The sequence below is a fragment of the Streptomyces sp. HUAS 15-9 genome, from assembly GCF_025642155.1.
In the GTDB taxonomy this organism is placed as follows: Bacteria; Actinomycetota; Actinomycetes; order Streptomycetales; family Streptomycetaceae; genus Streptomyces.
The window spans coordinates 3974787-3987307 of sequence record NZ_CP106798.1 but is presented as its reverse complement, the minus strand read 5'-3'; the positions used below and the strand labels follow the sequence as shown (position 1 = coordinate 3987307).

General features: G+C 71.5%; 13 protein-coding genes. 6 read left to right on the top strand and 7 right to left on the bottom strand.

Going from position 1 to position 12521, the window contains the following annotated elements:
- Nucleotides 1-5: 5 nt before the first annotated feature.
- The gene (murQ, locus tag N8I87_RS18245) at nucleotides 6-941 is read right to left on the bottom strand and encodes an N-acetylmuramic acid 6-phosphate etherase (RefSeq protein ID WP_263210127.1); all 936 of its coding nucleotides are present in this window, start codon (nucleotides 939-941) and stop codon (nucleotides 6-8) included.
- Nucleotides 942-1080: 139 nt separating this feature from the next.
- Nucleotides 1081-2013 carry a MurR/RpiR family transcriptional regulator gene (locus tag N8I87_RS18240; protein WP_263210125.1) on the bottom strand — a complete coding sequence of 311 codons (933 nt, stop codon included), beginning with the start codon at nucleotides 2011-2013 and terminating at the stop codon, nucleotides 1081-1083.
- Between the two features lie 55 nt (nucleotides 2014-2068).
- Between N8I87_RS18240 and N8I87_RS18235 the strand changes: the two genes are divergently transcribed.
- Together N8I87_RS18235 and N8I87_RS18230 are read left to right on the top strand one after the other, a co-directional pair.
- On the top strand, nucleotides 2069-2452 hold the full coding sequence (locus tag N8I87_RS18235) for a DUF8819 family protein (RefSeq protein ID WP_263210123.1): 384 nt from the start codon (nucleotides 2069-2071) through the stop codon (nucleotides 2450-2452).
- Nucleotides 2449-2742 (top strand): DUF4031 domain-containing protein, encoded by a 294-nt coding sequence (locus N8I87_RS18230; protein WP_263210121.1) that lies wholly within the window; start codon nucleotides 2449-2451, stop codon nucleotides 2740-2742. The genes N8I87_RS18235 and N8I87_RS18230 overlap by 4 nt, the downstream gene beginning before the upstream one ends.
- Nucleotides 2743-2748: 6 nt before the next feature.
- Here N8I87_RS18230 and N8I87_RS18225 read toward each other — a convergent pair whose 3' ends face one another.
- A complete protein-coding gene (locus N8I87_RS18225; RefSeq protein WP_263210119.1) occupies nucleotides 2749-3822 on the bottom strand; it encodes a GNAT family N-acetyltransferase in 1074 nt (357 codons plus the stop codon).
- A 10-nt stretch (nucleotides 3823-3832) separates the two neighbouring features.
- A complete protein-coding gene (locus N8I87_RS18220) occupies nucleotides 3833-4495 on the bottom strand; it encodes an HD domain-containing protein (RefSeq protein WP_263210118.1) in 663 nt (220 codons plus the stop codon).
- Nucleotides 4496-4543: 48 nt separating this feature from the next.
- Between N8I87_RS18220 and N8I87_RS18215 the strand changes: the two genes are divergently transcribed.
- Both N8I87_RS18215 and N8I87_RS18210 read left to right on the top strand, forming a co-directional pair.
- Nucleotides 4544-5212 carry a maleylpyruvate isomerase family mycothiol-dependent enzyme gene (locus N8I87_RS18215; protein ID WP_263210116.1) on the top strand — a complete coding sequence of 223 codons (669 nt, stop codon included), beginning with the start codon at nucleotides 4544-4546 and terminating at the stop codon, nucleotides 5210-5212.
- Nucleotides 5213-5307: 95 nt separating this feature from the next.
- Entirely contained in the window at nucleotides 5308-6030 is a 723-nt protein-coding gene (locus tag N8I87_RS18210; protein ID WP_263210115.1) for a copper homeostasis protein CutC, read from the top strand.
- Nucleotides 6031-6040: 10 nt separating this feature from the next.
- Here N8I87_RS18210 and N8I87_RS18205 read toward each other — a convergent pair whose 3' ends face one another.
- Nucleotides 6041-7009 carry an IS481 family transposase gene (locus tag N8I87_RS18205; RefSeq protein WP_263206714.1) on the bottom strand — a complete coding sequence of 323 codons (969 nt, stop codon included), beginning with the start codon at nucleotides 7007-7009 and terminating at the stop codon, nucleotides 6041-6043.
- 106 nt (nucleotides 7010-7115) lie between these two features.
- Nucleotides 7116-9164: a HelD family protein gene (locus N8I87_RS18200; protein WP_263210114.1), complete on the bottom strand. Its 2049-nt coding sequence runs from the start codon at nucleotides 9162-9164 to the stop codon at nucleotides 7116-7118.
- A 346-nt stretch (nucleotides 9165-9510) separates the two neighbouring features.
- On the opposite strand from N8I87_RS18200, the gene N8I87_RS18195 reads away from it, so the two are divergent.
- The gene (locus tag N8I87_RS18195) at nucleotides 9511-9690 is read left to right on the top strand and encodes a hypothetical protein (protein WP_263210113.1); all 180 of its coding nucleotides are present in this window, start codon (nucleotides 9511-9513) and stop codon (nucleotides 9688-9690) included.
- Nucleotides 9691-9816: 126 nt separating this feature from the next.
- On the top strand, nucleotides 9817-10902 hold the full coding sequence (locus tag N8I87_RS18190) for a glycosyltransferase 87 family protein (protein WP_263216532.1): 1086 nt from the start codon (nucleotides 9817-9819) through the stop codon (nucleotides 10900-10902).
- Here the strand turns inward: N8I87_RS18190 and N8I87_RS18185 are convergent.
- Nucleotides 10860-12503, bottom strand: a complete 1644-nt coding sequence (locus N8I87_RS18185; protein WP_263210112.1) for a DNA repair helicase XPB — start codon at nucleotides 12501-12503, stop codon at nucleotides 10860-10862. The two genes, N8I87_RS18190 and N8I87_RS18185, sit on opposite strands and share 43 nt — an antisense overlap.
- Nucleotides 12504-12521 lie beyond the last annotated feature (18 nt).

The following is a 12521-nucleotide window of genomic DNA, read 5'->3' as shown; positions in this document are numbered from 1 at the left end:
GCGCGTCAGCGCCCCGCGTCCGCCAGCGCGGCACGCAGATGGCCACCGGACTCCTCCAGAAGGCGGGCGGCCGTCGGGCCGTCGACACCGGCCAGGACGGTCAGGATGGCGTTCTTCACCTCGCCGCCCGACTCCGACAGCGCCTTCTCGATCTCCTCGTCCGGCGCGCCCGTGGCCAGGGCGACGATACGGCGGGACCGGGCCCGGAGCTTGTCGTTCGAGGCGCGTACGTCGACCATCAGGTTCCCGAACGTCTTGCCCAGACGGACCATCGTGATCGTCGACAGCATGTTGAGGACCAGCTTCTGGGCCGTACCGGCCTTCAGCCGGGTGGAGCCGGTGATCAGCTCCGGCCCGACGACGACCTCGATGCCGTGCTCGGCGGCCGCCGCCAGCGCGCTGTCCCTGTTGCAGGCCAGACCCACGGTCAGGGCACCCAGGGCGCGGGCGTGTTCGACGGCGCCGATCGCGTACGGCGTCCGGCCGGAGGCGGAGACACCGACCACCGTGTCGTCGGGCGTCAGCACGAGCGCGTCGAGATCCTTGCGGGCCAGCTCCTTCGAGTCCTCGGCGCCCTCGACGGACGTCACCATCGCCTCCGGCCCGCCCGCGATCAGACCGACGACCTGGGAGGGCTCGGTGTTGAAGGTCGGCGGGCACTCGGAGGCGTCCAGCACACCGAGCCGTCCGGCGGTACCCGCGCCGGCATAGACCAGCCGGCCGCCCCGGGACATGCGCGCGGCGATGGCATCGATGGCACCGGCGATCTGCGGAAGACACTCGGCGACGGCACCGGGGACACCCGAGTCCTCATCGTTCATCAGCCGAGCGATCTCGAGGGTGGGCAACCGGTCGATACCGGCGAGTTCCGGCCGAAAGGCTTCGGTGGTCAGGGCCTCCAGCTCGGCACGGAGATCACGGGGGTCGGACGTGGAAGTCATCGGGGGCGGCTCTTTTCAGCGCTGGTCAGTGCAATTCCCAAGGGGCGCGGGGCTGTGTCATTCTGCGGCTCCGCCGCGTGGGCGCGACCAGCCACACTCGGCCCGCGCGTCCCCACAACGATCAAGTCCTACGGTCTGTCTATCGCGGCGAACTCCGATGCCGATGAGCCAACGCCTCGTACGAAGCGGCCAGCGCCGGCGCAGCCGACTCGTACGTCCGTTGCGCAACACCCACGAACAGACAGTCGACCACCAGCAGCTGACCGGTCCGCGAGGACATCGCCGCCGGCCGCAACTCACTCTCCCGGGCGGTCGACGTCGTCAGTACATGGTCCGCGTACTGAGTCACGGAAGAATCAGGCCGCCCCGTGATCGCGACGGTAGTCGCCCCGTGCTCGAACGCCACCCGCAGCGGCTCTATGACGTCCCCCGTGGAGCCCGAGTGCGTGATCGCGATCGCCACGTCCCCGGCCCGCAGTTGGACCGCGTTGGTCACGGCGAGATGCGGATCGCTGTGCGCGTGGGCTATGAGCCCTATCCGCAGCAGCTTCTGGGTGAGGTCCTGGGCGACCAGCCCCGACGCGCCTATGCCGTACACATCGGTGCGCCGTGCCCCGGCCAGCGCGGTCACGGCCGCTCCCAGTTGCGCGGTGTCCAGGCCGGCGGCCGTGTCGGCGAGGGTCTGCTGCTCGTCGTAGGCGAGCTTGGCGACGACATCGGCGATCGGGTCGTCGACCGCGATGTCGGTCGTGATGGCGGGCGCGCGGCCGGACTGCTGCTGCGCGGCGAGGCCGGCCAGCGCCAGGCGCAGGTCGCGGTAGCCCGGATAGCCCAGCAGGCGGGCCGTTCGGACGACCGTCGCCTCGCTGGTGCCGGTGAGTTCGGCCAGACCGGTGACCGTGAGGGCGGCACAGCCCGCCGGGTCACTCGCGACGGCCTCCGCGACGCGCTGCATGGAGCGGGTCATGGAGGGGGCGAGCGTGCGCACCTTGGCGGCGAGGGCGGCCGGGGCCGGTGGCGTGCTGCCGGGTTTTCCCGGGCTGCCGAAAATTTCCTTCACATCCTGGGTCACATATGAAAGATATTTTCGGCTCGGTGTCGGGGTCAAGACTGCGCACAATGGGACCATGGACCCCGTAAGCCCCCTGGAACAGGCGTTGCACGCGGCCCGCGCCCTGGTGCTCGCCGATCTGGTCGCGGGCGAGGTCGCCGAGGCGGACGTCGTCTCCCTGGTCGAGGACTCCGTCGTACAGCGCCGCTGGTGGGTCGAACAGTGGCCGGAGGGCGCGGGCTATCTGCCCGGGCTGGTGGCGCAGGACGTGCAGGACGCGCTGCTGGACCGGTACGGCCGCTGGCCGCTGTGCCCCGTCTGCGGCTCCGGTGACCCGCACGCGCTGGACGTCGAGCCGGAACTCGGGCCCGATCCGCACTGGGTGTGCCACCAGGCCGGGGTGAAGGTCGCGGCGGTCGGTTCGCTGGGGCGGGCGACCGGCGGGGCGTCCTCCTCGTGACGCTGTACATCGACCCGCCGACCTGGCCGGGACACGGGCGCCTGTGGTCGCACCTCGTGAGCGACGTATCGTACGAGGAACTGCATGTGTTCGCCGCGGAACTGGGCGTGCCCCGGCGGGCCTTCGAGCGCGACCACTACGACATTCCGTCGCACCGGTACGCGGACGTGGTGGCCGCCGGGGCGGTGGAGGTGGGCAGTCGTGAGGTGGTGCGGCTGCTGCACGCGTCCGGGCTGCGCAGACGCAAGCGGTGGGCCCCCGTGACCCGTGACATCGGGCGGGCCCGCTGACCGCCCCTACGCGCGCCGCAGTTCGTAGGCCAGCTCCTCCTCCTCGCCCTCGCTCACCTGCTTGAACCCGGCCCGGGTGACCACGCCCTGGGAGGCGGTGTTGGCCAGGTCGACGGTCGCGAACAGGGTGCGTACGTCGTCCCGTGCCAGCGCCCACCGGGACAGCGCGCGCAGGGCCTCGGTGGCGTAGCCCTGGCCGCGGGCGCCCTCGACGAGGTCGTAGCCGATCTCCGCGCGGCCGTCCTCGTCCGGGGCGCCGTGGAAGCCCATGCCGCCGATCGCGCGGCCGTCCTCCCGTCGTACGAGGACGAACAGCCCGAACTCCGGCCGGTGCACGCCCGTCTCGTACGCCTTGACCGCCATCCCGGCGGCCTCCCGTGTGCCCTCGTACGGGCCGCCCTCGATCCAGTCGAAGCCGCCGTCGCCGCCGAGGCGCAGGTCGCGGGCGGCGGCCGGGCGGACGCCGGTCAGTGTGAGGCGCTCGGCCGGAACGACGAGGTTGTTGCACCAGCGCCACTCGGTGACCGGGGCGCGGCCGGGCAGCTCACCGCGGCCGGTCGCCCACAGCAGGGTGGGCCAGGCGGCCGGGCCGGGCTGGACGTGCGGGAAGAGCCAGGTCAGGACGGACTCGGCCAGGTCCTCGGAGGGCTCGTACGGGATGCCGATTCCCTCGGCCATGTCGTGCGTGTGCAGCAGCACTTCGGCGATGCCCATCGCGGCGAAGCCCTCGCGGTCCGCGCTGCGGAAGGGGTAGGGATGCCAGGCGCGGACGTCGGGCGGGGTGACGCGGACCGTGGCGGCGAGCAGAGCGCCGGTCGTCTCGATCACATGCAGCAGGCCCGCGTTGTCGGTGCCCTCGTCGAGGGTGATGTCGAAGGGGACGTAGGCGTCCTGGGCGCGCCCCGCCAGCTGGCCGGCGTACGCGATCAGGTCCGAGGCGATGTGCAGCGCCGTCCTGTGGCAACTCCACTCCAGCCGACCGGCGTTCACCCCCGTCCAGTCCCGGTCCGCCACTGTCCGCAGTGTCGCCGTACAGCCCGCGACGGCCTCTTGCACCTGTTCCCCGCCCCATGCACGCATGGGCCGCAGACTAGGTGGTCGGGCCCGCGGGGGTCGACAGCATTTCCAGCTCGGAGCGGAGGTTGTAGCGGGCGGTGGCCTCCCACTTCGCCTCGCCGTACGGCGTCCTGAACAGGCCGGGCAGCTCCAGGAGTTGGCGCAGGACCGCCGAGCGGCCCGCGCGGAACGCGTCGCTCGGGACGAAGTGGTACTCCTCGCGGACGGCTGCGGTGTAGGCGGCGTACACGGACGGGGCCGCGGCGAGGATCGCCAGGTCGGCGTCGCACAGGACCTGGCCGTCGCGGTCGTCGTCGGCGGGGTCGTGGGTGACGGTGAGCCGGACCAGGCGGGCCACCTCGGCGGTCCGCTCCTCGGGGACCCCGGCCTCGGGCAGCGCGCGCTCGGCGAGACGGGCCGACCGCTCCTCGTTCTCGGAGCGGTCGGGCAGGTAGACGGCGTCGTGGAACCAGGCGGCCAGGCGTACGGCGTCCGGGTCCGCCGCGTACTGCTCCAGCACGTCGATGTGGTCGAGGACCGCAGTGAGGTGGGCGAGCGTGTGGTAGTGACGCTGGGGCTCCTGCCAGCGGGCGAGGAGATTGTCGGCGTACGGCACCGGGTCGGGACCGCCGCCGGGGCCACGGACTCCTTCCAGGGCACGGGTCCAGCGGGAGCGGAGGGCGTCGAGATCGGCCATGGGGTCATTCTTCCGCGTAAGGCCGGTGCGGCGCCTAGCTTGGTCGCCATGACTGACGTTCAGGACGTACGCGACCCCGAACTGCCCGGACTGCTGCTGACCGTCGAGCGCGATGCCCTGATACCCCTGCTGCGGGCCCGGCCCGACGCGGACTTCGCCCTGCCCACCGCCGCGTGTCCGGGGTGGACGGTGCGGGATGTGCTCGCGCACTGTTCCGCCGCACTGATGAGGGTGGTGGAGAGCCGTTTCGAGGAGGGCGTGTTCTCGCCCGAGTCGAACGACCGGGACATCGCCGAGCGGGCCGAGTGGACCAACGCGCTGGTCGTCGACGAGCTGGAGCGCGGGATGACCGAGGCGGGGCCGGTGATCGCCAGGGCGGGCGGGGTGCTGGACTTGATTGCCCTCGGGGAGTGGGTGCATGCCGGTGATGTGCGCGACACCTTCGGCGAGCCCGGTGCCTACTCCGGGGCCGGGGTGCCGTACGCGCTCACGCTGCTGGCCCGGGTGACCCGGGAGAAGGGGCATCTGCCGGTGCACGCCGACCTCGACGACGTGGGCGAGCCGGTGCGGCTGGGGGCGACGAGCGGTGTGCGGACCCCGGCGCGGTTCATCGGCGGCGCCGCCACGCTCGTGCGGCTGTACTCGGGGCGAACGGTCGACGGGGCGTCTTATGAGCTGGTGGGGGCGGAGATCGCGGAGATGAACATCTTCGGCTGACAGGGGGGCCTTCTCGCGGGCCGGTGCCGTCCCACGTACCCTGAGATTGGACTAGACCTGTAGTCGCTCCAGGGAACACCGACGGAAGGGGTCCTATGAGCACGCGTGCAGTCCTGGAGGTGATCGCCCTCGGCCCTGAGGACGCGGTCGCCGCCCAGGCCGGAGGCGCGGACCGCCTCGAACTGGTCACCGACATGGCGGCGGACGGCCTGACCCCGCCACCCCGGACCTACGCCGGCATCCGGGCCGCCGTCGACATCGACCTGCGCGTGATGCTGCGGCTGGCGGACGGATTCGCCGCCGGGGACGTCGAGGGCCTGGTGCGGACGGCCGGGGAGCTGCGCAGCGCCGGAGCCGACCAGTTCGTGCTCGGCTTCCTCGGCGCGGACGGCGAAGTCGACCTGGCCGCGGTGGAGCGGGTCGTCGCCGAGCTGGAGGGCTGCCGGTGGACCTTCCACCGGGCGATCGACCGGGCGGCGGACCGGGACGCGCTGCGCAAACAGCTCGCGGACCTGCCCGGCCTCGACACCTACCTCACCGCGGGCTCCGCGTCCGGAGTGGACGACGGACTCCCCACGCTGTGCGCCGAGGCGTCGCGGCGCGGGGAACCCGGGTACGAGCAGACGCTCCTCGTCGGCGGCGGCCTGCGCCTCGACCATGTGCCGGCCCTCCTCGACGCCGGCATCGACGCCTTCCACATCGGCGGGGCGGCCCGGCCGGAGGGCTGGACGGGACCGGTGTCGCCGTCGGCGGTCGCGGAGTGGCGGCGGGCGCTGGATCTCGCCTCCGCGGAGATCCCCCGGACCGCCCCGTCCTAGCTGTACTCGGTCATGAGGTTGGTGACAGTCGGCTGATCGGTGGCTGGCCGCCGAGCGCGGTGTGTCGGCGGCCAGTGTTGTAGAAGTCGAGCCAGGGCGCGAGTGCTCGCGCGCGTTGGGCATTGCTGGTGAAGACCTTCCGGTAAGCCCATTCGGTCTGCAGGGTGCGGTTGAACCGTTCGACCTTTCCGTTGGTCCACGGGCAGTGCGGGCGGGTGAACTTCTGGCGTGCTCCGAGTGCTTGGCATGCGGTCTGGAAGTCGTGCGAGAGCCGGTAGTTCTTGGCGTTGTCGGTCATGACCCGCTCGATGCGGGTGATGCCGTGAGCGTGGAAGAACGCGGCTGCGCGGGTGAGAAAGCCCGCGCAGGTGGTGCCCTTCTCGTCGGGGAGGATCTCGGCGTAGGCGAGGCGGGAGTGGTCGTCGACGGCAGCGTGGACGTAGTCGTAACCCAGTCCCCGCATCGATCCGGGTCGTTCACCGCGGCCGTGGGCGCGATGGCCGCCGCCGGCGGGGATCCTGCCGAGCTTCTTGACGTCGACATGGATCATGTCGCCGGGCCGGGAGTGTTCGTAGCGGCGGCTGCTGGCCCTGGTGGCGCGGATGACCTGGCCGGTCAGCGGGTCGCAGGCGGACAGCGCCGGCACCTGGTGGCGGCTGAGGATCCGGCTGATGGTGCGGGCGGGGACGCCGGTCTGCTCGGCCAGGGCGTCGGGACCCGTGCGCAGGGTGCGGCGGGCTTTGAGCACGCGCTGTTCGACGGCCGCGGGTGTGCGGGTGGGACGGCGGTGCGGACTGCTGCTGCGGTCCTGCAGCCCGCTCCAGCCCTCCGCGCGGTAGCGGTTCACCCAGCGATGGGCGCACTGGCGGGAGACGCCGAGTTCCTTTGCGACGTGAGCGACCGGACGCCGGTCCAGTACGACACGACGCACCAGCAGGCATCTGCCGTGAAAAGTCAGCCGGGCATTAGCGTGGGCCACCAGGACCTCCGAGGTGAGTGAAGACGGCTATCTCCACTACGCCCGGAGGTCCTTCCTTGATCAACTACCGACGGCTGCGTGTCACCAACGTGACGGCCGAGTACACCTAGCCCAGCTGCTCCGGCAGCGGAGCCGTGTGGGTCACGATCAGGCCGGAGACCGCTCGGGTCAGGGCCACGTACAGGCGGCGCAGGCCGGTGCGTTCGTCCGGTTCGCCGTCGACCACGGCCCGGGGCTCGTCCAGGACGACGTAGTCGTACTCCAGACCCTTGGCGAGCGAGGCCGGGACCAGCGTCAGCCGGGTGTCCCGGGTCGTCTCCTCACCGGGGTTGAGATGGCCGATGCCCGCGGCGGTGAGCGCCTCCGCGAGCGCCGGGACGCGGGCGTCGGCGGCGATGAGGCCGATCGAGCCCTCGTTGCCCAGCAACTCCTCGCAGGCCGCGACCACTTCGGCGGTGCCGGCGATCGTACGGACCTCGAAGAAGCCCGGGTTCTCACGGACCGACGCGACCGGGGTGAGGCCGGGCGCGATGTGCGGCAGCAGCAGGGAGGCGTACGTGATGACGTCCGTCGGCACGCGGAAACCGGCCGTCAGCTCCTCGACGACCCCGTCCGCCTTCCCCAGGTGGGTCAGCGCCTCGTTCCAACTCCGGGTCGCCCACGGGGTGGTGCCCTGCGCCAGATCGCCGAGGACGGTCGCGCTGCCGGTGGTGCAGCGGCGGCCGACGGCACGGTACTGCATGGGCGAGAGGTCCTGCGCCTCGTCGAGCACCACATGCCCGAGCGAGTGCGTGCGCTGCACGAGGTCGGCGGCCTCGTCGATCAGCACCGTGTCCGCGGGCGACCACTTGGCGGACTTGACGCTGCGCACCGGCTTCGCCCACAGGATCGTCTTCTGCTCGTCATCGCCGAGGATCCCCTCGGCGTGCTCGGCGAGGAAGTCCGCCTCGGTCAGCAGCCGCAGCACCAGCTTCGCCGGGTCGACGGGCGGCCAGATCTCCTTGACCGCGGCCTTCACCGCGCTGTTGCGGGCGACGGTGTCCTGCACCCGGTCGTCCGGGGCCTCTCCCGACCGCTCCATCTGCACCAGCACGGCGTGCGCGATGCGCTGCGGCAGGGCCTCGCGGGCGGCGCCGTAGCGGATGTCCCGGGCCAGCAGCTCCCGCACGATCTCCTCCAGCTCGTACGCGGGCACACGCCACCGCCGCGAGCCGCGCACCACCACGACCGGCTCGGTGGGCATGGCCACGTGCGCGTACACGGCCTTCCGCAGGACGTCCGCCATGCGCGCGTCGCCCTTCACGATCGCGGCGGCCGCGTCGTCCGTGCCGCGCACCTCCACATGGGCGACCAGGTCGTCGACGGTGGCCTGGCGCACCGTCAACTCACCGAGCGCGGGCAGCACCTGCTCGATGTAGTGCAGGAAGGACCTGTTCGGGCCGATGACGAGGGTGCCGGTGCGGGCGAGCCGCTCCCGGTGCGCATACAGCAGATACGCGACCCGGTGCAGGCCGACCGCGGTCTTGCCGGTGCCGGGGCCGCCCTGCACACACACGGTGCCGGACAGACCGGACCGTACGATCTCGTCCTGCTCGGGCTGGATGGTGGCCACGATGTCGCGCATCGGACCGACGCGGGGTCGCTCGATCTCCTGCTGGAGCAGCTTGCTGGTGGCCACGGCCCCCGATGGATCGGCCGGGTCGGAGAGGTGCTCGTCCTCGTACGCGGTCAGGTCGCCGCCGGTGTAACCGAAGCGGCGGCGCAGCCCGACGTCCATCGGGTCGTTCTTGGACGCCCGGTAGAACGGCTGCGAGACCGGCGCGCGCCAGTCGATGACCATCGGGTCGCCGCCGCCGTCGTGCACATGCCTGCGCCCGATGTAGAAACGCTCGCCCTCCGCGCCTTCCGCCTGGTCGGCGCCCGGAGCGTGGAGGTAGTCGAGGCGGCCGAAGAACAGCGGGGTGTCGCTGAGGTCGGCCAGCGCCTTGATGCGCTCGTCGATCTGACGGGCAAGGACCTCGGCGTTCACCCAGTTCGCGGTGACGTCGCTGATGTCGAGCGACTCGACGTCCTTGCGCATGGCGCGCAGGGCGGAGCGGGAGGACGCGAGGTGGGAGCGCTCACGCGCGAGGGGGTCGTCGGCGGATGTGGACAAGGGGGTGCCTCCGGTGGGCCTGCTGCGGCTGCTTGGTGTGTGCTGAGGGGGTGCCGTCCGGTTTCCGGCCGGGCGGCGGCACTCCGAGGGGGAGGCGGGCAAGAGCGGAGATTCTAGTGAGCGGGGCCGGGTGGGGGCCAATGGATTTCTGTCGTCCGGATTTCCGTCTCCCGCCTGTCCGCCTGGCTGTCCGTCCCCCGGATGTTGGTCCCCCGGTGTCCGTCCCCTAGGGGGCGGGGGCACCCGGCGTAGGGGGTGGGGTCCGTCTGTGGGTGGACGGGGAGGCGGTGCGGGTTGGCTCTGGAGACCGATGCCGTTCACAGGCCGGCGGAGCCACCATGGAGACATGAGCGCAGCAACCGTCCATTCAGTCCCAGCCCGACCGTCCGGTGCCACGGCCGTCGCGGGCATCCACCATCACCGCCTGGGCAGCGCCCTCCGCGCCATCAAGGTGTTCGCGGAGGCGGCGTTCAGCGTGGTCGTCCTCGGGGAGTACGGCGAGGAAGCGGGCATACGCCGTAAGTGATGGCATAGGTTCACCTCCGTGACGCCTCGGACGGTGAAGCCTGCCCTTCCGCCCTTCCTTCCGCCCCTTCTCCTCACGCTCTCCCTCTGCTCCTTCGCCGCCCTCTGCGTCCTGCAGCGCATCCCGATGGCCGACGTGCTGGTCTACCGGGCCGAGGGCGAGGCCGTCGCCCACGGCGGCGACCTCTACGGCTTCACGGTCACCGAGTGGCAGCTGCCGGCGACGTATCCGCCCTTCGCGGCGGTCCTGTTCGTCCCGACGACCTGGATCCCCGTCCCGGCCCTGAAAGTGGCGTTCCTCGCGGGCAACGCGCTCCTGCTCGCCGGTCTCGTCCACCTCTCCGCCCGCCTCGCGGGAAGAACGGCCCCGGCATCTCTCCTCTGCACCGCCACCGCCCTGTCCCTGTGGTTGGAACCGGTCTTCCAGACACTCCTGTTCGGCCAGATCAACCTGCTGATCGCCTGCCTGGTCCTGTGGGACCTCACGCGTGCTCCGGGCGCCCGGGGCAAGGGCGTGGCCCTGGGGCTGGCGGCCGGGATCAAGCTCACCCCGGCCGTCTTCATCGTCTACCTCTTCCTGACCGGGCGCCGCCGGGAGGCGGCCACGGCGACGGCGGCGTTCGGCGGCACGGCCCTGCTGGGCGCGCTGATGCTCCCCGCCGCCGGCGTGGACTTCTGGACACGGCGCCTGTATGAGACGGGCCGGGTGGGCAAGGGCTGGATCGTCGACAACCAGTCCCTGCAGGGCCTCGTCGCGCGGGTGTCGGGTGACCCGGCGCCGGGTCTCGTCTGGCTGCTCCCGGCGGCCGTGGTCGGGGCGCTGGGCCTGTGGCTGGCGGCACGGGCCGCGGAGGAACGGCACGGGATCCTGCTGACGGCGTTCACCGCCCTGCTCGTCTCGCCGATCAGTTGGTCCCACCACTGGGTGTGGTGCGTCCCGCTGACCGCCGTACTCCTGGCGGAGGGCCGTATCCGCCTGGCGGCGCTGACCGTGACGGTCTTCACCGCCCGCACGATGTGGCTGCTGCCGCACCAGGGCGACCTGGACCTGCGACTGTCCTGGTGGCAGGAGCCGCTGGCAGCGCCCTACCCACTGCTGGCGCTGGCGCTGCTCATGGGATCGGCTGTCCTCGGGCAGAGCCGGCAGAGCAGCCGGGCCCGCCTCGGCTCTCAGCCCTCGGCCAGGATCTCGTCCGCGTCGACGATCCGGTAGGCGTAGCCCTGTTCGGCCAGGAAGCGCTGGCGGTGGGCGGCGAAGTCCTGGTCGATGGTGTCGCGGGCGACCACGGAGTAGAAGTGGGCCTGGTGGCCGTCGGCCTTGGGACGGAGCACCCGGCCCAGGCGCTGGGCCTCCTCCTGGCGGGAGCCGAACGTGCCCGACACCTGGACGGCGACCGTCGCCTCCGGCAGGTCGACGGAGAAGTTGGCGACCTTGGAGACGACGAGCACGCTGATCTCGCCCTCGCGGAAGGCGTCGAAGAGCTTCTCGCGCTGGGCGTTGGACGTCTCGCCCTTGATGACGGGGGCGTTCAGATGCTCGCCCAGTTCGTCGAGCTGGTCGATGTACTGGCCGATGACGAGGATCTGCTGTCCCGCGAAGCGCTGGACGATCGCCTCCGTCACCTTCCGCTTCGTCTCCGTGGTGGCGCAGAAGCGGTACTTCTCCTCCGTCTCGGCGGTGGCGTAGGCCAGCCGCTCGGAGTCGGTGAGATTGACCCGTACCTCGACGCAGTCGGCGGGAGCGATGTACCCCTGCGCCTCGATCTCCTTCCAGGGCGCGTCGAACCGCTTGGGCCCGATGAGGGAGAACACGTCCGACTCGCGCCCGTCCTCACGCACCAGGGTCGCGGTCAGGCCGAGACGCCGGCGCGCCTGGAGGTCGGCGGTGAACTTGAAGACAGGAGCGGGCAGCAGATGCACCTCGTCGTAGACGATGAGCCCCCAGTCACGGGAGTCGAAGAGCTCCAGGTGGGGATAGATCCCCTTCCGCTTGGTGGTCAGCACCTGGTAGGTCGCGATGGTGACCGGCCGGATCTCCTTGCGCGTACCGCTGTACTCGCCGATCTCGTCCTCGGTCAGCGACGTCCGCTTCACCAGCTCGTGCTTCCACTGCCGGGCGGAGACGGTGTTGGTGACGAGGATGAGCGTGGTGGACTTGGCCTGCGCCATGGACCCGGCGCCCACCAGCGTCTTGCCGGCGCCGCAGGGCAGCACGACCACACCGCTGCCGCCGTGCCAGAAGTTCTCCACGGCCTGCTTCTGGTAGGCCCGCAGCGCCCACCCGTCCTCGTGCAGCTCGATCGGGTGCGCCTCGCCGTCCACGTACCCGGCGAGGTCCTCGGCCGGCCAGCCCAGCTTGAGCAGTATCTGCTTGATCTGCCCGCGCTCGGAGGGATGCACCACGACGGTGTCCGGATCGATCCGGGCGCCGACGAGAGGAACGATCCGCTTGGAGCGGAGGATCTCTTCGAGGACCGGGCGGTCGGTGGTCGTCAGGACCAGACCGTGGGCCGGGTGCTTGCTGAGGGTCAGCCGCCCGTACCGGTCCATGGTGTCGGCGATGTCGACGAGCAGGGCGTGCGGCACGGGGTAGCGGCTGTACTGCACGAGCGCGTCGACGACCTGCTCGGCGTCGTGCCCCGCGGCCCGCGCGTTCCACAGCCCCAGCGGCGTCACCCGGTAGGTGTGGATGTGCTCCGGCGCCCGCTCCAGTTCGGCGAACGGCGCGATGGCCCGACGGCAGTCGTCGGCGCGCTCGTGGTCGACTTCCAGGAGCAGGGTCTTGTCGGACTGGACGATCAGCGGACCGTTCACGCGGGCACCCTTTCCGTA

Bases quoted from the DNA above. Each gene is read 5' to 3' on its own strand.
- murQ (WP_263210127.1), bottom strand. From the start codon at position 941: ATGACTTCCACGTCCGACCCCCGTGATCTCCGTGCCGAGCTGGAGGCC.
- N8I87_RS18235 (WP_263210123.1), top strand. From the start codon at position 2,069: ATGGACCCCGTAAGCCCCCTGGAACAGGCGTTGCACGCGGCCCGCGCC.
- N8I87_RS18215 (WP_263210116.1), top strand. From the start codon at position 4,544: ATGACTGACGTTCAGGACGTACGCGACCCCGAACTGCCCGGACTGCTG.
- N8I87_RS18190 (WP_263216532.1), top strand. From the start codon at position 9,817: ATGGCCGACGTGCTGGTCTACCGGGCCGAGGGCGAGGCCGTCGCCCAC.
- N8I87_RS18225 (WP_263210119.1), bottom strand. From the start codon at position 3,822: ATGCGTGCATGGGGCGGGGAACAGGTGCAAGAGGCCGTCGCGGGCTGT.
- N8I87_RS18220 (WP_263210118.1), bottom strand. From the start codon at position 4,495: ATGGCCGATCTCGACGCCCTCCGCTCCCGCTGGACCCGTGCCCTGGAA.
- N8I87_RS18210 (WP_263210115.1), top strand. From the start codon at position 5,308: ATGAGCACGCGTGCAGTCCTGGAGGTGATCGCCCTCGGCCCTGAGGAC.
- N8I87_RS18195 (WP_263210113.1), top strand. From the start codon at position 9,511: ATGAGCGCAGCAACCGTCCATTCAGTCCCAGCCCGACCGTCCGGTGCC.